Below are 26060 nucleotides of genomic sequence, written 5' to 3'. Positions count from 1 at the left end.
GGCTTACATCTCCGGGATGTGCTCGGGCGCGACGGCCAGCGCCGGCTCCTCGTCGCGCGCCGGGATGCCGTTGAGCAGCAGGTTGAGGAAGACCGACACCACGCAGGCAATGATCACGCTGCTGTGGACGAACGGCTGCAGCGCGGCCGGCAGCTTGGCGAGCAGGGACGGCATGATCACCGGCATCAACGCGCAGCCCAGCGTGATGGCCACCACGCTGAGGTTGGCCGGCTTGCGCTCGTAGTCCACCTGGCCGAGCGTGCGGATGCCCGCCGCGACCACCACGCCGAACATCACCAGCGTGGCCCCGCCGAGCGCGGCCGAGGGGATCGACGAGAACAGCGCGCCGATCTTCGGCACCAGCGCCACCGCGCAGAGCATCACGCCGCAGGTGGCCACCACCCAGCGGCTGCGCACGCCGGTGACGATCACCAGGCCCACGTTCTCCATGAAGGCGATGAACGGGAACGCGGCGAACATGCCGCCGATGGCACTGGCCAGCCCGTTGGCGCGCAGCCCGTTGGTGGCCTCGCGCTCGGTGACGGGCCGTTTGACGATGTCGCCAATGGCCACGAACAACCCCATCGACTCGACCATCTGCACCACCATCACGATCACCATGGTGGCGATGGCGCCGGCGTTGAAGGTCGGCAGCCCGAACGCGAACGGCGTGACGAGGGTGAACCACGGCGCGCGCGCCACTTCGTCGAAATTGCCCATGCCGAGCAGCCACGCCGCCACGCCACCGACCAGCAGGCCGATCAGCACCGCCAGGCTGCGCACCAGCTTGCCGCCGTGGCTGTTCACGAACAGGATCAGCGCGACCGTGCCGAACGCCACCACGAAGAACATCGGCGAGCCGAACTCCTTGGCGCCGTGCCCGCCGCCGGTCCACTGGTAGGCCACCGGGAACAGCGACAGCCCCACTGCAGTGATGATGCAGCCGCTCACCACCGGCGGAAAGAAGCGCTTGAGCCGGCCGATCACCGGCGCCAGGAACAGCGTGAGGATGCCGGCGCCGATCACCGCGCCGCAGACGCCGTTGAAGCCCAGTGCGGGGTCGCTGCCGATGGCGATGACCGGCCCCACCGAGCCGAACGCCACGCCCTGCATCAACGGCAGCCGCACGCCGAACTTCCAGAACCCCACGGTCTGCAGCAGCGTGGCGATGCCCGAGGTGAACAGCGCGGTGCTGATCAGCAGCGTGGTCTGGGCAGGCGTCATCTTGAGCGCGCCGGCCACGATCATGGGCACCGCGATGGCGCCGAGGTAGCTGACCAGCATGTGCTGGAAGCCGAGCGAGACCATCGCCCGGGCGGGCAGCATCTGGTCGACGGGGTGGATTGGGGGTTGCATGGGGTTGTCTCCTGCCATGTTGGAAGGGCGGGCCGGCCGATCGTGGTCGGGCCGTGCTGCCGCCGGCAGCCGCGTGGCCGCCTGCCCTGACAGTAGCGAGCGCGGCGCGGCGGCCGTAGCATCGATACGAAGCCGCCAGCATCGAAACGAAACCGCGCGAGATCCGGACAGGGGCACGGCACAGCGGGTTTCCCTGACTTGCCCGAGCGGAGCGTGGCTCCTACGATGGCCGCACCTCACCGGAGACGTGCCATGACGCAGCGCGCCGCATCGCAGACAGGCAACACGGCCCACGCTGGCCGCGCGCGGGCGCTGGACCACGTGCAGTCGCTCTCCGCGCGGGTGTTCGGGCCCACGCGGCTCGATGTAGGGGAAAGCGTCGGAAATGCCGAAGACGCGACGCCCGACGTGCAGCTGCGCACGTGCCAGATCGGTCACCTGACGCTGGCCACCACGCGCTATGGCCGGGCGATGGAGATCGAGCCGCGCGTCGGCAAGGACGAGTTCGTGATCCAGACCGTGACGGCGGGCCGCTGCCGGCTGGTGATGGAGGGCAGCGCCGACGAGATGCCGGTGGGCGCGGTGCGCGTGTTCTCGCCTTCGCTGCCGGTGCGGCTACAGCCTGATGCCGACTGCGAGCGCTTCAGTGTGGTTATCCGTCGGCAGGCGCTGGAAGCGGCGTTCCTGGAATGCTTCAGCTTCGACGCGCCGGCGCCGCTGGTCTTCGATTTCCACGCCGTGGATACGCCGCGCTGGCAGGCCATGATGGTGTGGCTGCGCACCGAGTTCGACGCCCGCGCGCATGGCGCCGCGCTGCCGGCCACTGACGCCGCCATCGAGCGGCTGATCCTCGGCACGCTGCTGGTGGACCAGTTCGGCCATGACGGCAGCCTGCTCCCGCGCGGCTTCCACGCCGCCCTGCCGGCCTACGTGCGCTGCGCCATCCGCTACCTGCGCGCCCACCTCGACAAGCCAATCACGCTCGGCGCGCTGGCCGCCCATTGCGGCGTCTGCGAGCGCACGCTGCAACTGGGCTTCCGCAAGGCCAAGAACACCACGCCGATGGAATACCTGCGCGTGCTGCGCCTCCAGGCCGCGCGCGCGGACCTCCAGCGCGCCACCCTGGAACGGGGCGCGGTATCCGCCATCGCCCTAAGGCATGGCTTCACCCACCTGAGCCTGTTCTCGCGCGAGTACCAGCGGGAGTTTGGGGAGCTGCCTTCGGTGACGTTGCGGGGCTGAGGGGGATCGCCTGCCGCCACGCTCGCTAGGCGGCGATCAGCGTCCTGGCATCCCTGCGCAATTCTTGCGGGCTTGCGCCATAGGTGCGAACAAAGACCTCTCGCAGATGATTGCGATCGCGGAAGCCGGTTTCCCGCGCGATCACTTCCAGGGAATGGCGCCCGCGCTCGATCATGGTGCGTGCCGTTTCGATGCGAAGCTGCTGAACCGCTTTCGCCGGGGAGTGGCCCGTCTCGGACTGGAAGATGCGTTGGAACTGCCGCGTGCTGAGATGTGCGGCCCGCGCCAGTTCATCGATGCGTAACGGCCGCGACAGGTTCTGGCGCGCATATTCGAGCGCCGTCTGGATGCGGTCGGATTTGGGGGCGAGCTTGAGCAGCTCGGACTGCTGGGGCTGGCCGCCCGCGCGCCGCTGGTTCATCACCATGACGCGAGCGACTTTGGTGGCTACCTCGCTGCCCAGGTCCTTCTCGACCAGCCCGAGGGCCAGGTCCATCGCTGCCGTCAGGCCGGCGGACGTCCAGATGGCGCCATCCGCCACGAAGATATGGTCAGGCTCGATACGCGCAGCAGGGCAGCGCGCCTGCAGCGCCTCGGCGAACGCCCAGTGTGTGGTCGCCCGCTTGCCGTCGAGCAGGCCGGCATCTGCCAGCACGAAGGCCCCAGTGCAGAGGCCCGCCGTGCGGCGCGACTGCTCCGACGCCGTCCGCACGAAATCCAGTTCCTGGGCGGTGCTGGTGCGTTGGGTCGGATCGACGATGCCGCTGATCATCCAGGTGTCGGCCTCGGTGCTCGCATGCACGGGTGTCGTCTTGACGGAAACGCCGAGGGACGCTTGCACCTCGCCGCCATCCAGAGAGTAGTTCGTCACGCTGTAGACACGCTCACGCGCCACGACGTTGGCGAACTCGAACACCGATTGGGTGCCGATGGCCATGACCTGGAAGCCATCTGTCAGGAAGTAGCCGATCCGATGCATCCTTTCCACCCCTACCGCTGCCTGAAAACCCGGATTATAGATGTCAAGCGAAATGTACGTGCGGCATCGTGGAGACTGGGAATGGTGCCAGGCGATCCTGACCGCCGGCTCAATGCTCGGCTTCGAGCGCGGCGGACAGCCAGTCGACGAACACGCGCAGCGACATGGATTCCCGCGTTCGGCACGAGTGGACGGCGTGAATCGGGAGGACGCCGGGTCGGCAATCGGCGAGAACTTCCTCGAGCCGGCCGCTGGCCAGATAGGGTCGTGCCACCGCATCCCAGACCTGAATGACGCCACCATGCTGGAGACCGTAGTGCAACAGCAGGTCCATGTCGTCGAAGGCGATGGACTCCGGCACAGGATGCCGCGTGTGGCGGCCGCCAAGCTCGAACGCGAACTCCCAAGGGCGGCCGGCACCGTGCTGTGCGGCGTGAGCCGTGCGATGCCCCGCCAGGTCTTCTACCTTGGCAGGACATCCATGCCGCGACAGATAGAGCCGGCTTGCCACGGTGATCAGGCGGTAGCTCCCTATCCGGCGGCTGAAACTGTAGGAATCCTCGAGTTCGCCCAGCCTGATCGCGCAGTCCATGCCATCGCGGATCAGGTTCGAGGCGTGCCGCGGTGTCGAGATCTGCAGGCTGACGTCCGGATACTCATGCCGGAATTGGGTCAGGTGCGGCATCAGCTGGCGTGCGATATCGCCCGGCAGCTCCACACGCAGCTTGCCGCTCGCCTTGCCCGCGCTGGACCCGATCACGGATTTCACGTCGGTGATGGCGAGGAGTATCTTGAGGCAGTGTTCGTAGAAGGTCATGCCGGCCGGGGTGGGTCGAACCTGGCGCGTCGTCCGGTGCAGCAGCTTCACTTGCAGATGGACTTCGAGCTGCTGGATCAGCAAGCTCGCCGAGGCCTTCGGTATGCCGAGAAGACTCGACGCACGCGTGAAATTCTCGCACTCGACGATCCGCGCAAATACCTCCATCGCTTGCAGCATGCGTTCCATGGCCGGTTTCCCCTGTGCATCAGCTCGATTGGTGATGCCGTCGAGTGTAGGGACGGCAGCACGCCCGCAATAGTCGCGATTGGCGCATGGTGGGCGACACGTTCGTATAACCGTGCGCAACGTGGCGGCACGGGCCGGGCGCGTGTCGCGTCAGGGTATCGAACCCAGGATGCGTGACATCCAGTCGACCAGCTCATCAGGATCCACCGGCTTGTCGAGCATGCATGCCGCACCGAGCTGCATGGCCTCGGAACGGTTTCGAGGCGTGCCATGGGCGGTGACGAAGATGCACGGTGTTGCGTGCCCCGCATGACGGAACCGTCGCAGCAGTTCGAGGCCGGAGATACCTTCCAGCGCGATATCGCAGATCAGGCAGTCGTAGGCGGTGCTGCTCGGATGGGCGATGAAGCTTTCGGCACACGAGAAAAAGGAGACGCCCCAACCCAGCGCGCGGATCAGCGCGCCGGTGGAACTCCGGACGGACGGTTCATCATCGATGACACAGACAATCTTGGCAGGCACGGGCGTCAGGACTGACACGACATATCGGTAGCGCAACGCGGCGAAGGGTCTCTCGCCCGGACATTAGCGCAATCGCGGTGCCGGGGACACTTATACGGACGTATCGCGGCACGTACGCCATGGCACATCGGGTTTGTCCCGAAGAAGCCTCCGGCCTCGGGGCTGGTGGCGCCGTAGCTTCAAGGCCCACAGGGCGGCAGACTATACGTTCGTATAGATGCCGGTACATCCACGGTCCGGCATGATTGCCATGGCGCCCGCGTGACCTGCCGCCCATATCCGTCTTCCATGATCCATCCCAGCCCCGAAGCTTCCACGCCCCAGATCGCAATCGACCCCGACGCCTGTCCACGCCTGGCATCGTGTAGCCATCCTGGGGATGAGACCTTTCGCTTCGCGCCGATTCCCATCCTGATCGAGGACTGGTCCGGGATCCGGCAATGGGTTGACGCGCGCAAGGCGGAGGGCGTGACGGATCTGGAGGCCTATCTGGACGCCAATCCGATGGCCATCCAGGAATTGCGCGATCGTCATCACGTTTTCGTGGACGCCAATGACGCCGCGCTGGCGTTGTTCGATGCGGACTCCCGGGCATCTTTCTTCGCGAAGGCCAGGGACCTGCTTCCCGCCAGCCGGCTTAGCAACTCGAAGGTACTCAAGGCGATGTTCGATGGCGCGACAGCCTGTCAGGGCGAGCGCACGCTGACGTCGCTGACCGGACGGACGATCCCCATCGTATGGCGCTGCTCGTTGCCGGCCCAGCCTGCCCGCTATGCGCGGCTGCAGTTCTTCGCGTTCGACATCTCCGAGTACCAGGAGAACATCAGCCGCCTGCAGTCGATGCGCGCCGAGATGGCACGCGCCGGACGCATTGCACTGATCGGACAATTGGCTGCGTCGATCACGCATGAGATCAGCCAGCCGCTGTCCGCGACCAGGACGTCGATCGAAGCCGCAGCCCGATGGCTGGAGCGCGACCAGCCGGAGATGGAGGAAGCCAAGTCATCCGTGCGCGACGCAGCGCGCTGGGCCCGCGACGCCACCGAGATCTGCCACAAGCTGCGCGGTTTCATGACACATACGCCGCCGCAGGCCAGGTTGCAGTCGGCGGCCGAAGTGGTGGCGTCGGCGATCTTCCTGATCACGCCTGAAGCGGAGGCGAAGGGCATCGTCGTGGAAACTGACGTGGATGCCGGCCTGCGAGTGTTCGTGGACCGTCTGCAGCTGCAGCAAGTCCTGGGCAACCTGCTACTGAACGGTATCCACGCCATCGAAGCGAGAACGAATGCGCCGGTACGCCGTCTCGCCGTGCAGGCGGAGCCGGAAGGCGAGGACAGCATTCGGTTCAAGGTGGCCGATTCCGGGCCGGGTATCGACGCTGAAGCGTTCCAGAGGCTGTTCCAGCCCTTCGCGACGTCCAAGGCCGAAGGCATGGGCCTGGGCCTGTCCATCTCGAAGTCGATCATCGAGGCCCACGGCGGCCGCATCTGGGCCGAGTCGATGGGAGGCGAGGGCGCGACGCTCTGCTTTACGCTGCCGGGCGTGCAAGGACAGGCGCGGCGGCCCTGATCAGCGCCACATCGGCTCGATGCCAAGCATCTGCGCCTTGCGCACGATGTCGGCGACGGAGTTCGATTTCATTTTCCGCATGGCAGTGCCACGATGCACCTTGACAGTGACTTCGCTGATGCCGATGCCGGCAGCGATCTGCTTGTTCAGCGCGCCGCCTACCACGTAGGCCAGCACCTCGCGCTCGCGCGCGGTCAGCGAGTCATAGAGCTGCGCCAGCTTGTTGCGCGCGTGATCCGCATCGAGCAGGGTCTTGTCCAATGCCAGGGCGGCCGTCACGGCGTCGATGACATCCTGCTCTGCCAATGGCTTGAGAAGAAAGTCCGCAGCTCCGGCCTTCATCGCCTTGATGCAGATGCTCACGTCGGCATATCCCGTCATGAAGATGATCGGCATCCGGTGGTTCGCCTTCTCCTGCTGCTGAAAGAACAATCCGCTCTCTCCACGCAGGCGAACATCGAGTAGCAGGCAGCCCGGTACGTTCGCGCTCGCCGATGCCTTGAACGCCGCTGTCCCTTCGAAGCTGCGGACGGTGAATCCCACGGAACGCAGGAGGTTGGTCAATGACGAGCGGGTCGATTCCTCGTCGTCGACGATGTAGACGACTGACGTCGCGTCCTGTGTCTTGGCATCCATGGACATGCTTCACTTCACGGGTTTAAAAAACGCACCAACCGCGATGACAGCGTTGTGTTTCTGTCTTCAAGGTCGCGGCGATTGTCGCATATCCCCCCTGTGCGAAGTGAACGTGTCATGCCCCGGAAACGTGCGGGAAACTGGCGTCAGCGCGGCATTGGAGACCCATTGTTCGGCCCGCACGGATGTACTGTTCAGGCGTCCACGCTTTATCCGGTCTGGCTTTGCGGCTAGTTTTGATGCTGGCGCGGCGCGCATCGAAAGCGCCGCGATTGGGAGGGCGCGGCACGGCATTCAGGGTCCGCATGTCCGAAAACCTCACGATAAATGTCGTTTGAGATTTTCTGCGGAGCGGGAATCATGAAGGCCTGGCATCCGTGCCTCACAGTGCATCGATGGTCATGCAAGGTTGGACTCAATGAATGCTTCAACGGCCGAAGTCTCGGCAAGCCTCACCGCGAAAACCCGGTTCGCCGACGTGCCGGGACGGCGCCTCGCCTATCGCACCTTCGGGCGTGGAAAGCCGGTCGTGCTCTGCGTGCGGTTCCGGGGCACCATGGACGCCTGGGATCCTCTCTTCCTCGATTCCCTGGCCAGCCAGGGCTTCCAGGTGACCGTGTTCGACTACAGTGGCATGGGGCAATCCACCGGTGAGCCGACTTATCAGCCTGCGTCGCTGGCCCGTGATGCGATCGACCTGATCGCCGCGCTAGACCTCGGCAAGGTCATCATCGGCGGTTGGTCGGTCGGCGGTATTGCTGCCCAACTCGTGATGACACTGGCGCCTCAGCTCGTCAGCCACGCCGTGCTGCTCGCCACGACACCGCCGGGCGAGCTGGCCAAACCGGGCGAGGCGCTGTTCTATACGCTGGCCAAGCGCGAGAACGACTTCGACGATTTCGTCAGCCTGTTCTTCGAGCCGGCCTCTCCGGAGAGCCGGGAGGCGGCCAGGCAATCCGCAGAGCGGCTCGCCGCGCGCAAAGCCGACGTCAGCCCCGAGGTGCCATGGCAATGGGCCGGCGCCCAACTTGGCGATGGGCCGCGGAACCCCGCCTTCCCGGTCGAAGCCGTGCTTCACGCGCTCAAGTCCACGCACATTCCGGTGCTGCATGTGGGCGGCGATCACGACATCGTGTTCCCGGTCGAGAACTGGTATGCGCTGAACAACCAGTTGCCGACCCTCCACCTGGTGACGTTCCCGCGCGCCGGGCACGGTCCCCACCTCCAGTTTCCTGTTGCGGCTGCTCGGCACGTGGCCGCTTTCATCGATACCCACGCTTAGCGGATACCGACCGGCACACGGCGCGCCGGTCGCACCATTTCCCCACCTTCGCGCGTCAGCGTCGAAGTGGATCGTTTCGTCTTCAGAAAGGTAAAGCATGTCGGATTTGATCAGTTTCGCCATCGAGGCCGCGGGTGGCCTCGAACGCTTCCAGGGTTTCCAGCGCGTGTCGGCGCGCCTGCACCACACGGGTGTCCTGTGGACGCTGAAGCAACGTGAAGGGGTCTTGACGGATTCACGCGTGACCGTCGACCTTCACGCACAACGGGTGTCGCACGAACCCTTCGCACCGACCACGAACCACTCGGTCTTCACGCCGGCGCGCGTGGAGATCCTGCAACCGGACGGTACGCCGGTCGAGACCCTCTCGAACCCCCGTGCCTCATTCGCCGGCTTCGAGCTTGAGACCCCCTGGTCGAATGCCCAACTGGCGTACTTCGCTGGCTACACGATGTGGACGTATCTGACGTCGCCATTCGTGCTGCGCCACCCCGGCGTGCGTGCCACCGAGATCGAGCCGTGGGTGGTGGACGGCCTCTCCTGGCGGCGTCTGCGTGTGACCTTCCCCGATGCCGTGGCCACGCATAGCGCGGAGCAGACCTACTACTTCGACGCGGACGGCCTGCTGCGCCGTCATGACTACGAGGTGGACATCCAGGGCCGTAACGCCGCCGCCCGCTACCTTTCCGACTATGTCGAGGTGCAGGGCATTCGCATGCCGACGCGCATGCGCATCTACCCGCGCACGCCCGAGAACCTGGCGATGGCGGAGCCGCTGATCGTGGGCGTGGATCTGTCGGACTTCCGCTTCGAGTGAGGGCGCAACCATGACTGCAACGCAAACCTATCGCGCCGCCGTAGTGGTGGCGCCTGGCAAGCTGGCGCTGATCGATCGCCCGGTGACCGAGCCTGGACACGGACAGGTCCGTATCCGCGTGGAAGCGTGCGGCGTCTGCCACTCGGACAGCGCCACGGTGGGGCGCGCTCCCGCCGACCCGGAGCGGCCCATGGTGCCCGGCCACGAGGTCGTGGGCCGGATCGAGGCACTGGGCCATGGTGTCGATGGTTGGCGCATCGGCCAGCGCGTGGGCGTAGGCTTCCTGGCCGGCGAAGACCGTAGCTGCCCGTCATGCCGGCAGGGCGATATCGTCAACTGCGAGAGCCCGGTCATTACGGGCATGACGACGGATGGCGGCTACGCCGAACGGATGCTCGCCGAAGCGCGCGGGCTGGTACGTGTGCCGGAAGAACTCGACGCTGCCGAGGCGGCTCCGCTGCTGTGCGCCGGCCTGACCACCTTCAACGCCTTGCGTAACGCCAATGCGCGGGCCGGCGACGTGGTGGCGGTCCATGGACTGGGCGGCCTCGGCCATCTCGCGGTGCAGTTCGCGCGCAAGATGGGCTTCCATACCGTGGCGATTGCGCGTGGCGCCGACAAGGCGGAACTGGCGGCCGAGCTGGGCGCCCATCGCTATATCGACTCGGAAAGCGAAGACGCTGTGGCCGTGCTGCGCAGTCTCGGCGGGGCCAAGGTGGTGTTGGGAACGGCACCTACGGGCGCCGGCATGTCGGCGCTCGTTCCCGGCCTGGCGGCGCGCGGACGGCTGGTCGTCGTGGCAGTCCCGGGCGACCCCATCTCGCTGACGGCAATGGACCTCGTGTTCGGCGCGCGTGCGGTGGTAGGCGCTCTCACGGGAACGGTCTTCGACAACGAGCAGACCCTGGCCTTTGCCAACTTGCAGGGCATCCGGCCCATGATCGAGACCTTCCCGTTGGAGCAGGCGCAGGCAGCCTACGACCGCATGATGCGTGCCGATGTCCGGTTCCGGGCGGTGCTGGTCATGCCCGCGTACGACGGCTCCGCGGCGGCATGACAACGATGGCTGAACAACACTGGACACCAGCATGACACCCGTAACCTCATCCAATGCCCCGACGCAGTATGCCGAAGCCGAGGGCGTCCGCTACGCCTATCGGCGCTTCGGCAACGCAAACGGCGGCTGCCCCCTGCTTTGCCTCCAGCATTTCACTGGCACGCTCGACAACTGGGACCCGGCGATCATCGACGCGCTGTCCGCGGACCGGGAGATCATCCTCTTCGAGAACGCGGGGGTGGGACGCTCCGGCGGTGCCGTGCCGGCCACCATCGAGGCCATGGCCCGGCATGTCCTGCGGTTCGCCGACGCCATCGCACTCCGCAAGTGCCACATCCTGGGCTACTCGCTCGGCGGCTTTCTCGCGCAGGATATCGCGATCACCAGACCGGAACTGGTGGCGCGTGTGATCCTGTCGGGCAGTGCGCCGCAGGGCGGCGAGGGTGCCGGCATGGATCGTCCCGAACTGGTTGCGATCTACACGGATGGCGAGATGCCGATGCCGGAAAAACTCAAGCGGCTCTTCTTCCCGGCGACGCCCGCCGGCACCGCCGCTGCGCAAGCTTTCCTGGAGCGCCTTGCATCGCGAACCGGCGAGCCGGACCTGCCGGCCAGCACCGAGGTTGCGCCGGCGCAACTTGGCGCGATGATCGCCTGGGCGAACTGGGAGGGTGACGTCACCGGCAAGCTCGGCAAGATTCCGCATCCCGTGCTCGTGACCAATGGGGACAACGACACCATGATCCCTACGCGTAACAGCTTTGTGCTGGCGGAGGGTCTGCCAGATGCGACATTGATCGTCTATCCGAACGCCGGTCACGGGGCCCTCTTCCAGTATGCCCCCACCTACGTCGCGCACGTGCGCGAGTTCCTGCGCGGCGCGTAGCCTGTTCTATCTATCGAGGAGTCAAGCAGAATGAAAGCGATTGTTTACGACAAGGCCGGGCTACCCATCGAGGATCCGCGTGCCTTGTACGAGGTGGACCTCCCGCGGCCGGAACCGGATTCCCGTGATCTGCGGGTCCGGATCGAGGCGATTGCAGTGAATCCGGTGGACAGCAAGCTACGCCTCGGTGTGCAGCCGGGCGCGCCGCGCGTGTTGGGATGGGACGCCGTCGGCACGGTGGAGGCCGTTGGCGCTGCGGTGGAGTTCTTCAAGGTGGGCGACAAGGTCTGGTACGCCGGCGATATCACGCGCCAGGGCAGCTACGCCGAGTATGGCCTTGTCGACGAACGGATTGCGGGGCATCGGCCCACTTCGCTCGCGCCCGCCGAGGCTGCGGCGCTGCCGCTGACCAGCATTACGGCGTGGGAGCTGCTGTTCGATCGGCTGCGCATCCCCGAGGGTGGCGGCCAGGGACAGAGCCTGCTGGTGATCGGCGCGAGCGGTGGTGTCGGCTCGATCCTGATCCAGTTGGCGCGCAGGCTCACCGGCGTGACGGTCATTGGCACGGCTTCCCGGCCCGCGACCCGGAAGTGGGTGAGCGAGCGAGGCGCGCACCATGTGATCGACCACAGCCAGCCGCTGCAGCCGCAACTGGCGGCGTTGGGGCTGCCTCAGGTCGAGCATGTCATCAGCCTGACGCACACGGACAGCTACTACGCCCAGATCGTCGACCTGCTCAAGCCCCAGGGACAACTGGCGCTGATCGACGATCCCGCAACGCTGGACGCGATGCCGCTCAAGCGCAAGTCGATCTCGCTGCATTGGGAATTCATGTTCACGCGGTCGATGTACCGGGCCGCCGACATGATCGCGCAGCACAAGCTGCTCGGGCGCGTGGCGGCATTGCTCGATGAGGGTGTGCTGAAGACCACGGTTGGCGAGCACTACGGCGATATCACGGCCGAAAACCTCCGTCGTGCGCATGCAGCGCTGGAGAGCAACAAGACCGTCGGGAAGATAGTCCTCGAGCGTAGCTAGCCGAGGCAAGGCAGGCGCAACGCCCAGAACCGCGTTTGCGGTCCTGGGCGCGCTTTCGTGACTGCCGGTTAAGTGGTGCGACGGAACAGACGACCTTGCAGCAACAGGCGCAGTGTCATCAGGAACAGCGCGCCGACAAAGAGATTGACGAAGACGAACAGGGGCAATGCGAGGTTCGCGAATAGAGAAGCAGGTGCGATGGTCGCGGCGCGCATGCAGGACAGCCCCAGCGCGGTGACCCCGAAGCTGAACGCCCAGAAACCCGGTGTCGCGCCCGCCACCGAAAACCAGGTTGCGAGCCGCGCCAGGAACAGTAGCTGCAGGACGCCATAACCGAACATTGCGTAGAAGGGCCAGTCCAGGCTGCCACCTGTGACGGCAAGGTATGCCACCGCGCCAACTACCGGTGGCGCCAACTGGATACCCAGTGTCGGTCGCACCGCAGTGGCCAGTTCGTCGCCAAGATGCAGTCGGTAGGTGAGGATCGACTCGATCGCGAGCCACGAGAACAGGCCGGCGCCGAAGAATAGCTTGGCGAGATCCATCCAGCCAAGCGAACTCATGGCCATCGCGGAGACAAAGTTGCCCGCCACGGTGGGTAGATACATCACCGCGGTGGTATCGCCGAGCTTGCGACCCCCTCGCATCATGCCGCCGCTGCGGAACGTCGAGAAGGCCAGTTGGGCAACCACGCCCACCACGATCAGGGCGCGCCCCAACGTTGGAACGTAACCGTGTAGCCAGACCGCAATCAGCAGCGTGGCCACCGGGATCAAGCCGATAAAGCAACAGGCGACGGGATGTCGTGCCTCCGCCAATGCTTCGCTACGATGCCCCACCCACTTGGCGGCGTACAAGAGCACGAGCACGGCCCAGATGAGCGTGGTGACCGCAAAGAGCGCGTCAGAAATCTCCGCGCTGACACCCCATAGCGTATGAGCGACCCGCCAACAGTTCGATAGGCCGGCCATGCCGAGCACAATGCCCATGGCAGAGGCCGGAACGGCGAACCCGGCACGCGTGGCGGCGACGGGGGCGGATATATTGCTGGGGGTCATGAGGTTCCTCCGGATGTCGAACAAAACGTGCGACTGATAGCCGGAATGTTAGACAGATGGAGGTCGGACGCCAATTCTCAGTCTGTATCCGCATCATTGTTCGAAGAGCCATCGACACCTATGCCAAAGCATAGGGGCGGAAGCGGCTGCCACTGGCCAGCGAATTCGCTCACGCCGACTTCGCGGCGAGCAGATCCACCATCCGGTTCGCGAGCGGGGACAGGTAGGCGCCCGCCCGCGACAGCACGCCGACGCGGCGGCCCAGGTCGAGTGCATCGGCGCGCAGCGCGATCGGGTGCAGTCCGGCAATCCGGCTGTTGCCGTTGGCAGCGGCCATGCACAGGATGTCGGTGCCGCGCACGAGGTCGAACAGCGTGGCGCTGCCGAAATCCGTCTCCACGCGCAGGATGGGCGGTGGCAGGCCAAGCTCGGCAAACGCGGCCTCGAGTTGTTGGCGAATCAATACGTGGGCGCTGGGCAGCATCCATTGCTGGCCGACCAGATCGGCCAGCGTGAGGTTGCGCCGCTGCTGCAGCGGATGGGCCTCATCGGCGACCACGGCGAGGCGGTCGGTGAACAGTTCCCGCATCTCTAGCGCCGGGTTGGGCTGGCGCGGCAGGGGAGCCAAGGCCAGGTCCAGTTCGCCGGTCTCCACCAGATCCATCAGTTCGCGCGCTACGCGCATTGTCAGCCGCAGCCTGGCTACCGGCCGCTCCCGGATCAACTGGCGGCACGCGCCGAGCACCAGCCCGGTTGGCATCGACGGCGAATAGCCCAGCCGCAGCAAGCCCAGTTCCCCCGTCTGGATGCCGCGCATCTCCTTGAGCGCGTCTTCGTATTCCAGCCGGATGCGGCGCGCCCGTTCCAGGAACACCGCTCCAGCCGGCGTCACCCGCATGCCGAGCGCCGTGCGCTCGAACAGCGACACGCCGAGTTGCGCTTCCACGCGCTGGATGGCCTTGGTCAGCGCGGGCTGGGTCATGCCCAGCGCGTCTGCCGCCCGCCCGATTCCGCCGTGCGTGCCCACTGCCAGCACGTAGTCCAGATCCCGCGTCTCCATATGGCATTCCTGATGGTTATGGCTTCATGCCACTTACCTCATTGTGGTGATGGGCCGCAGCTTACAGACTGGGGGCACAAAAACCAAGCCATCAAGGAGACACCCATGTCCTTCGCCTATTTCCTCAGGCGCGCGGCGCGTTACTGGGGCGATAACCCCGCTGTGCTGTACCGAGACCGCGTGCTGACCTATCGCCAGCTTGAAGACCGTTCGACCCGGCTGGCCAACGCGCTGCTGGCGCTGGGCCTGCGCAAGGGCGACCGCGTGGCGATTCAGTCACGCAACTGCCCCGAGATCGTCGAGATTGAATGCGCGCTGTACAAGGCCGGGCTCGTCAAGGCGGCGCTGAACCCGCGCTTCACCGCCGCCGAGGCTTCCGACGTGGTGGAGAACTGCACGCCGCGCGTGATGATCGTGGGGCCCGGATATACCGGCTACTCGCGGGATACCCAAGGCTTTGGCAGCGTGGAGCACTTCTTCGCCATCGAGACCGGGGCACCGGGCCATGGTGACTATGAGTCGCTCGTGGCCGGTGGCGGCATGGCAGCGATCGACTACACGCCGCACCCCGACGATCTGGCGGTGCTGCATTTCTCCTCGGGCTCCACGGGCAAGATCAAGGCGGCCATGCAGAGCTATGGCAACCGGCTGGCGGCGCTGCGCAAGATGATCCTGACCATGGACCGGCCCGCGCGCCCCGGCGACCGCCTCGCGCTGATCGGCCCAGTCACGCATGCCTCCGGCATGCTGATGCAGCCGTACCTGTTCCTCGGCGCCACGCTGGTGCTGTTCGAGAAGTTCGAGCCCGCGCATTTCCTGGCCGAGGTCGCGCGCCTGCAGTTGACCCATGTCTTCATGGTGCCGGCGATGATCAACATGTTGCTGGCCGAGCCGACGCTTGCCACTGCCGACCTGAGCAGCCTCAAGACGCTGGCCTATGGCGCCGCACCGATGGCGCCGGCGCGCATCCGCGAGGCGTGGCAGCGCATCGGCCCGGTGCTGTCGCAGGGCTATGGCGCGAGCGAATCGACGTCCGGCGTCACGCGGCTTTCCACGGTCGACCATGCACTGGCCATCGACGAATACCCCGAGCGGCTGGCGTCCTGCGGCCGCGCGCTGGGCGAGACCGAAGTCCGCGTGGTCAACGAGTGCGGCGAGGAGGTCAGCGGCGAAGAGATCGGCGAACTGGTGATTCGCGGCGCAGACGTGTTCCAGGGCTATTGGGGCGAGCCGGCGTTGACCAGCGAGGTGCTGGTCGATGGCTGGCTCCATACCGGCGATCTCGCCCGCGTGGATGCGGAGGGTTATATCTATCTCGTCGATCGCAAGAAGGACATGATCATCTCGGGCGGCTTCAACGTCTATCCGAACGAAGTGGAGGCCACGCTGTACCAGCACCCCGACGTGATGGAGGCGTGCGTGATCAGCGTGCCGGACGATACCTGGGGCGAAAGCGTCAAGGCTGTCGTGGCGTTGTGGCCGGGCCGGCAGGCCAGCGCGAACGAACTGATCGGCCATTGCCGCGCGCGCATTGCGGACTACAAGTCGCCGCGCTCGGTGGACTTCGTGGCGGAACTACCCAAGAACGCCAGCGGCAAGCTGGCCCGCAAGCTCGTGCGCGAGCAGTACTGGGCCGGCGCCGGCCGCCGCGTGAACTGAGGAGTGCTTATGTTCGACCATCTGACCAATCCGGTGCTGATCGATACGCGGGCCGCCGTGGCGCGCTTCATCGACGATGAACTGCGCCCGCTCGAACAGGAGCTCGGTCTGGGCACTGAAGACCCATGGCCGCGCGAGGTGCTGCGCAAGGTATGGCGCCGTTCGAGCGAACTGGGCCTCTACGCCGCCTGCCTGCCGGTAGAACTTGGCGGAAAGGGACTCAACATCCAGGAGCAGTGCGCGCTCAAGGCCGACCTTGCCGCCAGCGGCGCGGTACTGGCACCGCACGTGCTGGGCGATCTGGGTGGCCCGCCCCGCGTGGGCAATATGCTCAAGTACGCCACGCCAGACCAGGTGGCGCGCTACTTCCGCCCGGTGATCCGGGGCGAGAAGTCCACTTGCTTCGCGCTGACGGAACCCCATTCCGGATCTGACGCGCAGAGCATTCGGACCACCGCCGTGGCAGATGGCGACGATCTGGTCGTCAATGGCCAGAAGCACTACATCAGCGGGGCACCGTTCGCGGACTTCGCCATCGTGATGTGCGTGACCGATGCAGGCACCACGCCGCCCGCGATCACCGCAGTGCTGGTCGACCTTGACCTGCCCGGCGTCACCGTCGAACAGGCCTACGTGCCGATGTCCGGCCAGCATATCGATGCGGATATCCGTTTCGAGAACGTGCGTGTGCCGCGCGCCAACATCTTCGGCGGGGAAGGGCGGGGCTTCAAGCTCGGCATGTCGCGCATCAACGTGAACCGACTGCTGCATTGCCCCTCGATGCTCGGGCTGGCGACGCGCGCGTACCAGGCATCGGTCGAGTACGCGGGACAACGGCGGCAGTTTGGCGGTCCGATCGCGCGCTTCCAGGCCATCCAGCATATGCTGGCCGATATGGCGGCAGCGCTGTGGGCCTGCGAGAGCATGATTGCGCAGACGGCGATGCTGGCCGATGCCGGCGCCGACCTGCGCATGAAGGCCGCCGCCTGCAAGCTGTTCGTGTCCGAGCGCTGTTTCGAAGTGGCCGACAAGGCCGTGCAGATCCACGGTAACGTGGGCGTGACACGCGGACATCCCGTGGAGCAGACCTGGCGCAAGCTGCGCATGTTCCGCATCTTCACCGGCACCAGCGAGATCCAGCGCAACACGATTGCCAAGGCGATCCTCGATCCCGCTGCTGCCTGAACGCAGACCGGTGACGCGGCCCAGACCGCGCGCCTATCAGGAGACAACCATGAATCGTCGTCAATGGCTTGCCAGCGCAGGCGCCGCCGCCGGCGCCGCGGCGCTGGGCGGCACGTTTGGCCGCGTGGCGCTGGCCGCCGCACCGTATCCCAGCCGGCCCATCCGGCTCGTCGTGCCGTTTGTCGCGGGCACCGCGCCGGATTCCATCGCCCGAACCATCTCGGCCGAACTCGGGCCGGTGCTGGGGCAACCGCTGGTGGTGGAGAACGTCGGCGGGGCCGGCGGCATCATCGGCGCGCGCGCCTTGAAGCGGGCGGCTCCCGATGGCTACACGCTGGGCGTGCTGGCCAACCAGCACGTGATCAATGTGCACCTGTATCGCGAACCGCCCTACGATCCGTCGCGCGATTTCACGGCGATCTCGGCGCTGTCGGGCGGGCCCGTGGTGCTTGCCGTGCCGGCTTCGTCGCCCTACAAGTCGGCCCGCGAACTGATCGACGCGATGCGCAAGAGACCCGGCGCGCTGAACTATGGTTCGGGCGGCAAAGGCAGTGTGTCGCATCTGGCGGTGGAAACGCTGCTGCATGACACGCACACGGAAGCGGTGCACATCCCGTACAAGGGCGCCAACGAAATCCTCACCGCGATGATCAGCGGGCAGACGCAGTTCGGCATGCCTGTGCTCAGCACGGCCGCGCCGATGATCCGGCAGGGACAGGTGCGCGCGCTGGCGGTGTCCGCGGCGGCGCGTTCCATACATTTTCCGGAAGTGTCGACGCTGGCGGAATCGCTACCGCCCGGCTTCGTGCTCGACAACTGGAGTGGACTGTTCGCGCCAGCGGGCCTCCCTGCCCCGATCGCCAGGCGGCTGTTCGAGGCGGTAGCCGCCTTGCAAGCCAGCGGCAAGCTGGACGCCACGATGAAGGCCAATGGCGGGGAGATTCGCAAGAGCGCCTCGACTGCACAGTTCGCGGAGCTGGTTGCAGCGGAAACCTCACGCTACGGGGCGCTGGTGACGAAGATCGGGATGAAAGGCGAGGCTGGATAGCGATCAGCGTGGCGCTGCGGCCAGGCCGACGAATGAAGAGAGCGTTGCCGTCTTGTACTGCATGGTACATTTTGCACCCCGCGCCCTATTCCTGACTCCGAAGCCAAGGATGCCAAAAACCAAAGCCTCGCCGCCCGACCGCTCCGCTAGCGAGCAGGCCATTCAATTGCTCGATGCGGCAACCGTGCATGTTCTCGAGAACGGTCTTGGGGATCTGTCGTTGCGCAGTGTGGCGGATGCACTGGGAACCAGCCACCGGATGCTCATCTACTACTTTGGCTCCGCTGATGGCTTCTGGCAGGCACTGCTGTTCCGCGTGCGGCATGCCGAGCAGCAGGCACGTGAGCAATTGCACGTGGATGGACTGGATGCGGAAGCGACCCTGGTGGCGGCATGGGAGCGCTACTCCGCGTCGAGCTATCTGCCCATCATGCAGTTGCTGTTCGAAATCTACGGAAGAGCTATCCGGGATCGTGAACGCTTCAGCGGCTTTCTTGACGATGTCATTGGTAGCTGGACCGCCGTGATTGCCGAGCGCTTGCAGCAAGCCATGCACATCAGCGCGGAGGAAGCGCGGCTGTTCGCACGCGTCGAAGTGGCGACGATTCGCGGCCTGCTGCTGGACCTGATCACGACGGGCGACCGCAAGGGCACCACGGCCGCGCTCAAGTACTTCGCCAGCAAGATGACCTCGCCTGGAAAGTCGAAGAAGGGCGCGTAGCCCCGACCGACCCCCGAAGCACTCTCACCCGACACCGTCGTTGCGCGCTCGCGTAAACCCCAATTTCGTCCCATCGTGTACCACATGGTACATTTCGGTCATCGTCGCTAGCGGTAGCGACGAAACAGATGATTTCAGGGTGCGAGATGAACGTGCAAAAGTTATGGGGATGGACTGCTGCGGCGGTTGCGTCACTGGCGCTGTCGGCCACCGCCGGCGCGCAAGGTTTTCCGACCAAGCCCATCCGGTTGGTAGTGCCGCAGGCGGGTGGAACGGGCAACGATGTGTTGGCACGCGCACTGGCCGAGAAGCTCGGGCAGGCGTGGAAGCAGCCGGTTGTCGTGGAGAACAAGCCAGGCGCCAACGGCACGCTGGCCATCTCGTACGTACTGGGGCAGCCGGCCGATGGCCACACGCTGTTCTTTGCCGGCGTGTCCAACCTGGCCTTCAATCCCTTCCTCTATCCGAAGCTGCCGTACTCGCCGACCAAGGACCTGACTGGCGTGGCCATGCTCGCCAACTCGCCGTTCGTCTTCGTCGCGGCTCCATCCCTGCACGTGCAAACGTTCCAGGATTTCGTGCGCATGGCCAAGGCACGGCCCGGCGAGATCAGCTTTGCGTCCGGGGGCATCGGCAACTCCACGCACCTCGCCATGGAACTGGTGGCGGAGCGCACCGGCATCAAGATGCAGCACGTGCCCTTCAACGGGACGGGGGGATCGACCAGCCTGATGAATGGACAAACGCCCGTGATGATGAACGTCGTGGCGGGTGTGCAGCCGTTCATCGTGGGCAAGAAACTGCTGCCCTTGGCGGTCACCGGTGAGCGGCGCCTGACTGCGCTGCCGACGGTGCCTACGTTCAAGGAGCTGGGCTACGACGTCGAGGTGCCAGGCTGGTACGCGATCGTGGCGCGGGCCGGCACGCCGCCGGGGGTGGTCCAGCAGATCAACGCGGATATCAACCATGTTCTTGACGATCCGCAGTTCAAGGAAAAGCTGGGATTCCAGTTTCTGGATGCCATCAAGGGCCCGCCTTCGGAAGTCGAGCGCTATATGAAGCGCGATGCCGACGCGTGGGGCCCCACCATTCGCCGTCTCAACATCTCTCTCTAGGCCACGACATGCCTCATCTGACCAACGCTGTACACGAATACCGGCTGTCGGCCATGCGACGCCTGATGGACCGCTTGCGCGTGGATGCCCTGGTGTTCGGCACGCCCGACTTCTTCCAGTACGCAACGAACTTCCAGCTCGATGTGTGGCCTTGGGAGCGACCGGTGTTCGTTGTCGTGCCGCGTAACGGAGATACGTTCGCGGTGATGAACGAGCTCTCCACCAACCACATGCGCTTCGCCACGGAGAAGGGCACGGTCTGGCTGTCGGACGTGACCTACTATGCCGAGCACCCGCGTGTGGCCAACCGTCTTGCCTTGCCGTCGCAACTGCCGGAGGTGGTAGCAGGCTTGTTGAGCCAGAAGGGGTTGGCGATGTCGCGCATTGCTGTGGACGTGCCGCATCCCATTCTGGCCGGGGCGCAGCGCCACCTTCCCGAGATGACGTTGCGACCGGCGCTTGCCGAGATGCGCAGCCTCCGGTGGGTCAAGCATGAAGAGGAACTCCAGAACATGCGGGCGTTGGCCGGCCTGACCGACTGGGTCCAGGATCGGTACCGGGAGAACATTCGCCCCGGCCGTCTGGTTCAGGAGCTGGACCACGCCATGGCGGCGCTGATGGTGGAAGAAGCGGCGAGGCGGTTCCCCGGCGAGGACTTCGAGATCCTGAAGTGCTGGACCCTCACCGGCGCTGCATCCGCTTCCCCGCACGGCGATGGCGCCTTTTGCGGCGCGCGCATTGCGAAGGGCGACACCATCGTCAACCTCGTACTCCCGAGGCTGAACGGGCTCTACGTCGAGAATGAACGTACGTGGTTCTGCGGCCAGCTGAGCGACGAGCAGGCGAAGTTCTATCGTGTAGCCGCGCAGGCGACGGACGCTGCGGTGGCCGCCGCCGTGGTCGGCCGGCGCGTCTGCGATATGGATGCCGCCGCGCAGGCCGTGATCGAAGCCGCGGGATGCGGGGAATTCGTCTTCCACAGGACCGGCCACGCGGTGGGCCTCATGCTGCATGAGTACCCCGAAGACATGGCATTCAACACGCGGGCACTGCTGGCCGGGGAGGTCTATTCGGCCGAGCCGGGCCTGTACGTCTACGGTCTCGGCGGCTTTCGTCTGGACGACACCGTCATTGTTGGCGATGCGCCTGAGGTGATCGTCCAGACGCCGAAGACGTTGGCGTACGCCACGGTTGGGTAGCGCGCCGCATCTGCCCTACATCAACGATTCCACCGAGTAGGCGACGCCATCGCGTCCGGGGTCGGCGCCGCCTTGCAGGCGGCCGTCGCTGAGTCGCACAGCGTGCACCCAGCCGATGGTGTAGTTGTAGGGATTTCGGATGACTTCGTAGCCGCGTTGCTCAAGTTGCCGAGCCACTGCCCGCGGTACCCGATTGCAGATGTCGATGGCGTTGCTGGTCGACGAGAACCGGGGCGCCGACACGGCCTCCTGCATCGTCATGCCGCGATCCACCACGTTCAGGATGGCTTGCAGCACGCCCATGGCGATCTGGGTGCCCCCGGGCGCGCCGAGCACGATCTCCGGCTTGCCATCCCGGAACACGATGGTCGGGCAGGACGACGTGAAGCGGCGCTTGCCCGGCGCGATGCTCCCAGCCCGACCGGGCCGGGGATCGAACACGCCCATGCAGCCGTTGTACATGAACCCCAGTCCGGGTGTGATCGCCCCGGCCGGCATGGCGAGCGAATGCGTCAGCGACACGCAGTTGCCATCGCCATCGACCACCGAGAGATGCGTGGTGTCGCGCGGCACCGCATGGCCCGGATTGACGCGCGTCACTTCGACACGCTGCCCGCTACGCACCGCGTCGGCCGTTGCCGCCGCCCGCTCGGCCGACAGAAGATAGTCGAGCGGGACGTCGACATAGGCGGGGTCGCCGATATGGCGGTCCTTGTCGACGGTGGCCTGCTTCATGATCTCGCACAGAATCGTGAGGTACTCGGGCGAGTTGTGCGGAATGGCCGCCAGGTCGAACTGTTCGAGCGCGTGCAGCATCTCCAGCAACATGGCGCCACCGCCGGGGGGCTGGTTCGTCGCCACGACGCGGTCGCGGTATCGACCGAACAGCGGCTTTTGTCGGACCACCTGATAGTCATCGAGATCCGCTTTCGAAATCAGGCCGTCATGGCGCTGCATGTCTTCGACGATCGCAGCAGCAATTTCACCACGATAGAAATCGTCGGCACCGACGCGACCGATCCGCTCCAGCACGTTGGCCATGTCGGGATTGACGATGGGCGTGCCAACGGATTTGGGACTGCCATCCGCCTTGCAGTAGAGCGTACGGCCCGATGCGCTGAAGGCCAGCCGCTCCCGGTTGCTGGCGCGGCCCAAGGTGGCGTCGTCGTTCCAGAAGGCATACATGCCGGGGCGGACGAAGTAGCCGTGCCGCGCCCAGTCGACGGCCGGGGCGACCACTTCGGCCCACGGCAGGCGGCCGTGCGCGGCGTGCATCGCCTCGAGTCCGCGCAGCGTGCCCGGGGTGGCGACGGACTGATAGCCGATGTCGTTGAGGCGGTCCTTGATGAAGAAGCCGAAGCCGTCGCGGGCTTCGCCTTCGAGCAGGTCGGCCCACATGTCCGGTCGGGCATTGCCCGGCGCGGTCGCGTGGAAGTCGAAATACTCATGCACGTTGCTGCCGGGCAGGTAGACCGCTGCGGTGCCGAATCCGGCGATACCGCACATCAGCGGATCGACCACGGTCTGGGCGAGCGCGCACGCCACTGCGGCGTCGATGGCGTTACCGCCGGCTTTCAGGATCTCCGCGCCCGATTCCGCAGCTTCCGGCTGCGGGCACACCACCATTCCACGCGTGCTCATGGTCAGTTCGCCTTGAAATCGACGTCGGACATCGCGCTCTGCAGCCGGGCGGTGTCGCGTTCGGTCAGTTGCATCAGCAGGTTCGACGGTCCCGGCATCGGGATCACCTGCATCGTCTTCATCTTCTGAAGCACGGCGCTGTCGGTCAGGAATTTTTGCGAGGCGGCGTGCAGGCGGCGGATCGTTTCAGGCGGTGTGCCAGCCTTGGCAGCAATCCCCATCCAGCCGAGGTCGTCGAACCCCGTCAGGCCCAGCTCGGATGCGGTGGGCACGTTAGGCAGTTCGGGGACGCGTTTCGGCGAGAACAGCACCAAGGGAACCAGCTTGCCGGCCTGAATCTGCGGCGTGGCGGTGGCGACGGTGGGCGCCATGACCTGGGTCTGTCCGCTGACCGTCCCGACGATGGCATCGGGCTCGCCCTTGTAGGGCACATGGGTCATGCGGAGCTTCTGGTTCTTCTGGAACAACTCCACGATGACGTGCGTGGAATTGCCCTTGCCCGACGATGCGAAGTTGATCGCGTCGGGCTTGGCCTTCGCCATCGCCTCAAGGTCCTGCAGGGTGCGGATACCGGATTGCGGATTGGCGACCAGCACGAAAGGCGTGGTCGTCAGCACTGCCACCGGCGCGAAGTCGACTTCAGGCTTGTAGGCAAGCGGCGCGTAGGCGAACTTATTGAGCACCATCTGGGACACGCCGGCCAGGAAGAGCGTGCAGCCGTCGGCAGGTTGGCCGAGCACGTACTTCGCCGCGATGACGCCGCCAGCGCCAGCCTTGTTCTCGACGACGACCGTCGTGCCCAGTTCCCGCCGCGCGGTTTCGGCCCACATGCGTGCCAGCGTGTCGGTGCCACCACCGGCCTGCTGCGAGACCACCAGGCGGATCGGGCTGGTGTTACCGGCCTCCCCGCAGGCCCAGGCCGGCCCCGTGGCGCCCAGCGCCAGCGCGGCAGCCAGCATCGTCCCCCGAGTGGAGATTTTCCTCATGTCGTATCCTTATCTTCAGTCGTGTCGTGGTTGCAGTGCGGCCGCTGCTATCGCATTATTGCCGCGACTTCCCGGTCGTCGCCAATGAAAACTTACGAACCTACTATGAGGAAATGCTCATGCAGTCACCGCAAGACGCCGTAGCGTGGGCCCGGCGGTTGCGCATGCGCCATCTGGAGTCGTTCCTGGTACTGATCGAGGCGGGGACGCTGACGCTGGCTGCCGACCGGCTCCACATGACCCAGTCGGCCGTCTCGCACTGGCTCAGCGAGATGGAGGAACTGGTCGGCGCCCGGCTCGTGCTACGGGGCAAGCAGATGCGGCTGACGCCAGCGGGCGAAGCCGTGCGCAAGCTGGCGCTGCGCGTGCTCGGCGAAGTCAGCCGGACGAATGACGAACTCGTTTCGCTCGAACGAGGCGAGGTGTCGCGGCTGCACATTGGGAGTGTGACGGCGGGGATCGCCCATCTGCTGCCGCGTGCCATCCTCGCGTTCCAGAAAGACGAAGGCAACGTGGCCTTCCAGGTGTCGGAGGGTGTCTTTAACAGGCTGCTGAGCCAGCTCGAAGAGCGCGAATTCGACCTGATCGTGGGCTCGATAGATGCACGCGCCTATGGGCCGACGCTTGAGCACGAAGTGCTGTTCGAAGACGATATTGCGATCGTGGTCGGACCCGACCATCCGCTCTCGGACGCCACCCAGATCGACTGGACGGACCTGTACGCCTATCCATGGGCCATGCCGCCGCGCGATACGCTGATGCGCGTGCGGCTGGAAAACACGCTGCTGGAGCGGGGCGGTGCGGGAATCGTGCCGGCATTGGAGACAGGATCGGTCATGGTTCTCGAATCCATTCTCCATGCCAGCGATTATCTGGGCGTCTGCTCGGGCGCCATGGCCCGGCACCTCGTGGCCCGCTCGCTGGTACGCCGCCTGCCCCTGACCGACGTGGGCTCGTTCGGCCCAGTCGGCGTGGTGTGGCGACGTGGCGGCCAGGATGAAACGCTGGTGAAATTCGTCTCGATCCTGCGGCGCGAAGCGAAGAGGACGATGCAGGGGGAGTAGGAAAGCGTGTGGACGATCAGCCCGTCTGCCGAATCGGGGCGGCAGTCAGCGCATCGGCGAATTCATGGTTCACGTCCCGGTGACCAATTTCAATACACCTTTAAGAGCGACGACACAACGGCGCCGGGTGGACCCCCGCAGCTGGGCGCGCCGAAGTAACGCCGGCGCGACTTGACCGGAGGGAGACGCGGTCAGGCCGGATGGCTGACCGATGGTCGCGCATCCATCCTGGCCCGCCATGCCATCAGATGAACGCATTCGGCCGGCACCGGAATCTCGGCAAAGCCCGCGAACAGAAGCCCCGCCCACACAGTGATATCGGCCATCGAGAACGCGTCACCCGCCACATACGCTTGCTTGGACAGCACCGCGTTGAAGTAGCGCATACCGGCCTCGGCCTTCTCGCGCTGGCGATTGCCCCATTCCACCCGTCCGGTCCAGTCCGGACTCTTGTAGGGCTGCAACCCGGCGCCTAGCCCGGGCGTCGCGTGATGGAAATAGATGCCTACCGCATCGATCAGTTCAGACTCAGCGCGCTTCTGCATCATATGGATGACGCCCTTCTCCTTTGGCGTGCGGCCGGTCAGCACCGGCTTGCCATCGAGATTGTCGAGGTATTCCGTGATGGCCGTGCATTCTGCAATGTACGTGCCATCGTCCAACTGCAGCACCGGAACGGTGCCTGTGGGATTGATGGCCAGGAAGGCTGGCTGCTTGTGCTCGGCGGCGGGAAGATCGATCTTCACGAAAGTCACGCGGTCGGCCAGCGATTTTTCAGCGAGAACGATGCGGATGCGCAGCGGATTAGGAAAGCCTGGGATGTCGAAGATTTTCATTTTGTGCCTGTAGCGCGCGTTCTTGGGTTGCTTACCTATTGATAAGTAGGCAGATCCTAAAGGCTCATTCGCACCGCGTCAAGCTTACTTAGCGCTAA

The 26060-nt window shown here is 65.5% G+C and carries 24 protein-coding genes; 14 read left to right on the top strand and 10 right to left on the bottom strand.

All coding sequences use genetic code 11. From position 1 onward, the window contains the following. Positions 1-3: 3 nt before the first annotated feature. On the bottom strand, positions 4-1356 hold the full coding sequence (locus BM115_RS12350) for a nucleobase:cation symporter-2 family protein (RefSeq protein ID WP_092294094.1): 1353 nt from the start codon (positions 1354-1356) through the stop codon (positions 4-6). Positions 1357-1608: 252 nt separating this feature from the next. Here BM115_RS12350 and BM115_RS12345 point away from each other — a divergent pair, with 252 nt between their 5' ends. After that, entirely contained in the window at positions 1609-2598 is a 990-nt protein-coding gene (locus tag BM115_RS12345) for an AraC family transcriptional regulator (protein ID WP_092294092.1), read from the top strand. Positions 2599-2623: 25 nt separating this feature from the next. Here the strand turns inward: BM115_RS12345 and BM115_RS12340 are convergent, their stop codons facing one another. From BM115_RS12340 to BM115_RS12330, 3 genes are all read right to left on the bottom strand, one after another. Beyond that, positions 2624-3577, bottom strand: coding sequence for a GlxA family transcriptional regulator (locus tag BM115_RS12340; protein WP_092294090.1), 954 nt, complete (start codon positions 3575-3577; stop codon positions 2624-2626). 109 nt (positions 3578-3686) lie between these two features. Continuing rightward, the gene (locus tag BM115_RS12335) at positions 3687-4583 is read right to left on the bottom strand and encodes a LysR family transcriptional regulator (protein ID WP_092294088.1); all 897 of its coding nucleotides are present in this window, start codon (positions 4581-4583) and stop codon (positions 3687-3689) included. Between the two features lie 150 nt (positions 4584-4733). Next, positions 4734-5123, bottom strand: a complete 390-nt coding sequence (locus BM115_RS12330) for a response regulator transcription factor (protein ID WP_177219902.1) — start codon at positions 5121-5123, stop codon at positions 4734-4736. Between the two features lie 270 nt (positions 5124-5393). Here BM115_RS12330 and BM115_RS12325 point away from each other — a divergent pair, with 270 nt between their 5' ends. Next, complete coding sequence (locus BM115_RS12325) at positions 5394-6674, top strand: sensor histidine kinase (protein ID WP_092294084.1); 1281 nt, start codon at positions 5394-5396, stop codon at positions 6672-6674. Here the strand turns inward: BM115_RS12325 and BM115_RS12320 are convergent, their stop codons facing one another. Next, complete coding sequence (locus BM115_RS12320) at positions 6675-7316, bottom strand: response regulator transcription factor (protein ID WP_092294082.1); 642 nt, start codon at positions 7314-7316, stop codon at positions 6675-6677. Positions 7317-7728: 412 nt separating this feature from the next. Between BM115_RS12320 and BM115_RS12315 the strand changes: the two genes are divergently transcribed. The 5 genes from BM115_RS12315 (at position 7729) to BM115_RS12295 (ending at position 12390) form a co-directional block, all read left to right on the top strand. Beyond that, positions 7729-8592 carry an alpha/beta fold hydrolase gene (locus BM115_RS12315; protein WP_092294080.1) on the top strand — a complete coding sequence of 288 codons (864 nt, stop codon included), beginning with the start codon at positions 7729-7731 and terminating at the stop codon, positions 8590-8592. 97 nt (positions 8593-8689) lie between these two features. After that, positions 8690-9409 carry a hypothetical protein gene (locus BM115_RS12310; protein WP_092294078.1) on the top strand — a complete coding sequence of 240 codons (720 nt, stop codon included), beginning with the start codon at positions 8690-8692 and terminating at the stop codon, positions 9407-9409. A gap of 10 nt (positions 9410-9419) precedes the next feature. Further along, the gene (locus BM115_RS12305; RefSeq protein ID WP_092294076.1) at positions 9420-10466 is read left to right on the top strand and encodes an alcohol dehydrogenase catalytic domain-containing protein; all 1047 of its coding nucleotides are present in this window, start codon (positions 9420-9422) and stop codon (positions 10464-10466) included. A gap of 31 nt (positions 10467-10497) precedes the next feature. Beyond that, positions 10498-11352 (top strand): alpha/beta fold hydrolase, encoded by an 855-nt coding sequence (locus tag BM115_RS12300; protein WP_092294074.1) that lies wholly within the window; start codon positions 10498-10500, stop codon positions 11350-11352. A gap of 30 nt (positions 11353-11382) precedes the next feature. Further along, entirely contained in the window at positions 11383-12390 is a 1008-nt protein-coding gene (locus BM115_RS12295; RefSeq protein ID WP_092294072.1) for a zinc-binding alcohol dehydrogenase family protein, read from the top strand. A 68-nt stretch (positions 12391-12458) separates the two neighbouring features. On the opposite strand, the gene tehA is transcribed toward BM115_RS12295, so the two are convergent. Both tehA and BM115_RS12285 read right to left on the bottom strand, forming a co-directional pair. Continuing rightward, positions 12459-13448: a dicarboxylate transporter/tellurite-resistance protein TehA gene (tehA, locus tag BM115_RS12290; protein WP_092294070.1), complete on the bottom strand. Its 990-nt coding sequence runs from the start codon at positions 13446-13448 to the stop codon at positions 12459-12461. 169 nt (positions 13449-13617) lie between these two features. Further along, positions 13618-14508: a LysR family transcriptional regulator gene (locus tag BM115_RS12285; RefSeq protein ID WP_092294068.1), complete on the bottom strand. Its 891-nt coding sequence runs from the start codon at positions 14506-14508 to the stop codon at positions 13618-13620. Between the two features lie 105 nt (positions 14509-14613). Here BM115_RS12285 and BM115_RS12280 point away from each other — a divergent pair, with 105 nt between their 5' ends. From BM115_RS12280 to BM115_RS12255, 6 genes are all read left to right on the top strand, one after another. Next, entirely contained in the window at positions 14614-16167 is a 1554-nt protein-coding gene (locus tag BM115_RS12280) for an AMP-binding protein (protein ID WP_092294066.1), read from the top strand. A 9-nt stretch (positions 16168-16176) separates the two neighbouring features. After that, on the top strand, positions 16177-17352 hold the full coding sequence (locus BM115_RS12275; protein ID WP_092294064.1) for an acyl-CoA dehydrogenase family protein: 1176 nt from the start codon (positions 16177-16179) through the stop codon (positions 17350-17352). Between the two features lie 49 nt (positions 17353-17401). Further along, positions 17402-18400, top strand: a complete 999-nt coding sequence (locus BM115_RS12270; RefSeq protein WP_092294062.1) for a tripartite tricarboxylate transporter substrate-binding protein — start codon at positions 17402-17404, stop codon at positions 18398-18400. A gap of 109 nt (positions 18401-18509) precedes the next feature. Further along, positions 18510-19121, top strand: coding sequence for a TetR/AcrR family transcriptional regulator (locus BM115_RS12265; RefSeq protein ID WP_092294060.1), 612 nt, complete (start codon positions 18510-18512; stop codon positions 19119-19121). Positions 19122-19267: 146 nt separating this feature from the next. After that, entirely contained in the window at positions 19268-20236 is a 969-nt protein-coding gene (locus tag BM115_RS12260; RefSeq protein ID WP_092294058.1) for a Bug family tripartite tricarboxylate transporter substrate binding protein, read from the top strand. An 8-nt stretch (positions 20237-20244) separates the two neighbouring features. Beyond that, positions 20245-21435 (top strand): M24 family metallopeptidase, encoded by a 1191-nt coding sequence (locus tag BM115_RS12255; RefSeq protein WP_092294057.1) that lies wholly within the window; start codon positions 20245-20247, stop codon positions 21433-21435. 15 nt (positions 21436-21450) lie between these two features. Here BM115_RS12255 and ggt read toward each other — a convergent pair whose 3' ends face one another. Both ggt and BM115_RS12245 read right to left on the bottom strand, forming a co-directional pair. Next, a complete protein-coding gene (ggt, locus tag BM115_RS12250) occupies positions 21451-23076 on the bottom strand; it encodes a gamma-glutamyltransferase (RefSeq protein ID WP_092294055.1) in 1626 nt (541 codons plus the stop codon). Positions 23077-23078: 2 nt separating this feature from the next. Beyond that, entirely contained in the window at positions 23079-24062 is a 984-nt protein-coding gene (locus BM115_RS12245; protein ID WP_092294053.1) for a tripartite tricarboxylate transporter substrate binding protein, read from the bottom strand. 119 nt (positions 24063-24181) lie between these two features. Here BM115_RS12245 and BM115_RS12240 point away from each other — a divergent pair, with 119 nt between their 5' ends. Further along, entirely contained in the window at positions 24182-25126 is a 945-nt protein-coding gene (locus tag BM115_RS12240) for a LysR family transcriptional regulator (protein WP_255370789.1), read from the top strand. A 191-nt stretch (positions 25127-25317) separates the two neighbouring features. Here BM115_RS12240 and BM115_RS12235 read toward each other — a convergent pair whose 3' ends face one another. Beyond that, on the bottom strand, positions 25318-25962 hold the full coding sequence (locus BM115_RS12235) for a glutathione S-transferase (RefSeq protein WP_092294051.1): 645 nt from the start codon (positions 25960-25962) through the stop codon (positions 25318-25320). Between the last annotated feature and the right edge of the window lie 98 nt (positions 25963-26060).

Origin of the sequence: Cupriavidus sp. OV096, assembly GCF_900115455.1 — a bacterium.
Classification (GTDB): Bacteria; Pseudomonadota; Gammaproteobacteria; order Burkholderiales; family Burkholderiaceae; genus Cupriavidus.
The sequence above is the reverse complement of the archived record's forward strand: the minus strand, read 5'-3'. Positions and strand labels throughout refer to the sequence as shown.

What these genes read in the sequence shown, in the direction of transcription:
- BM115_RS12350 (WP_092294094.1), bottom strand. Translation starts at nt 1,356, where the DNA reads ATGCAACCCCCAATCCACCCCGTCGACCAGATGCTGCCCGCCCGGGCG.
- BM115_RS12345 (WP_092294092.1), top strand. Translation starts at nt 1,609, where the DNA reads ATGACGCAGCGCGCCGCATCGCAGACAGGCAACACGGCCCACGCTGGC.
- BM115_RS12340 (WP_092294090.1), bottom strand. Translation starts at nt 3,577, where the DNA reads ATGCATCGGATCGGCTACTTCCTGACAGATGGCTTCCAGGTCATGGCC.
- BM115_RS12335 (WP_092294088.1), bottom strand. Translation starts at nt 4,583, where the DNA reads ATGGAACGCATGCTGCAAGCGATGGAGGTATTTGCGCGGATCGTCGAG.
- BM115_RS12325 (WP_092294084.1), top strand. Translation starts at nt 5,394, where the DNA reads ATGATCCATCCCAGCCCCGAAGCTTCCACGCCCCAGATCGCAATCGAC.
- BM115_RS12320 (WP_092294082.1), bottom strand. Translation starts at nt 7,316, where the DNA reads ATGTCCATGGATGCCAAGACACAGGACGCGACGTCAGTCGTCTACATC.
- BM115_RS12315 (WP_092294080.1), top strand. Translation starts at nt 7,729, where the DNA reads ATGAATGCTTCAACGGCCGAAGTCTCGGCAAGCCTCACCGCGAAAACC.
- BM115_RS12310 (WP_092294078.1), top strand. Translation starts at nt 8,690, where the DNA reads ATGTCGGATTTGATCAGTTTCGCCATCGAGGCCGCGGGTGGCCTCGAA.
- BM115_RS12305 (WP_092294076.1), top strand. Translation starts at nt 9,420, where the DNA reads ATGACTGCAACGCAAACCTATCGCGCCGCCGTAGTGGTGGCGCCTGGC.
- BM115_RS12300 (WP_092294074.1), top strand. Translation starts at nt 10,498, where the DNA reads ATGACACCCGTAACCTCATCCAATGCCCCGACGCAGTATGCCGAAGCC.
- BM115_RS12295 (WP_092294072.1), top strand. Translation starts at nt 11,383, where the DNA reads ATGAAAGCGATTGTTTACGACAAGGCCGGGCTACCCATCGAGGATCCG.
- tehA (WP_092294070.1), bottom strand. Translation starts at nt 13,448, where the DNA reads ATGACCCCCAGCAATATATCCGCCCCCGTCGCCGCCACGCGTGCCGGG.
- BM115_RS12285 (WP_092294068.1), bottom strand. Translation starts at nt 14,508, where the DNA reads ATGGAGACGCGGGATCTGGACTACGTGCTGGCAGTGGGCACGCACGGC.
- BM115_RS12280 (WP_092294066.1), top strand. Translation starts at nt 14,614, where the DNA reads ATGTCCTTCGCCTATTTCCTCAGGCGCGCGGCGCGTTACTGGGGCGAT.
- BM115_RS12275 (WP_092294064.1), top strand. Translation starts at nt 16,177, where the DNA reads ATGTTCGACCATCTGACCAATCCGGTGCTGATCGATACGCGGGCCGCC.
- BM115_RS12270 (WP_092294062.1), top strand. Translation starts at nt 17,402, where the DNA reads ATGAATCGTCGTCAATGGCTTGCCAGCGCAGGCGCCGCCGCCGGCGCC.
- BM115_RS12265 (WP_092294060.1), top strand. Translation starts at nt 18,510, where the DNA reads ATGCCAAAAACCAAAGCCTCGCCGCCCGACCGCTCCGCTAGCGAGCAG.
- BM115_RS12260 (WP_092294058.1), top strand. Translation starts at nt 19,268, where the DNA reads ATGAACGTGCAAAAGTTATGGGGATGGACTGCTGCGGCGGTTGCGTCA.
- BM115_RS12255 (WP_092294057.1), top strand. Translation starts at nt 20,245, where the DNA reads ATGCCTCATCTGACCAACGCTGTACACGAATACCGGCTGTCGGCCATG.
- ggt (WP_092294055.1), bottom strand. Translation starts at nt 23,076, where the DNA reads ATGAGCACGCGTGGAATGGTGGTGTGCCCGCAGCCGGAAGCTGCGGAA.
- BM115_RS12245 (WP_092294053.1), bottom strand. Translation starts at nt 24,062, where the DNA reads ATGAGGAAAATCTCCACTCGGGGGACGATGCTGGCTGCCGCGCTGGCG.
- BM115_RS12240 (WP_255370789.1), top strand. Translation starts at nt 24,182, where the DNA reads ATGCAGTCACCGCAAGACGCCGTAGCGTGGGCCCGGCGGTTGCGCATG.
- BM115_RS12235 (WP_092294051.1), bottom strand. Translation starts at nt 25,962, where the DNA reads ATGAAAATCTTCGACATCCCAGGCTTTCCTAATCCGCTGCGCATCCGC.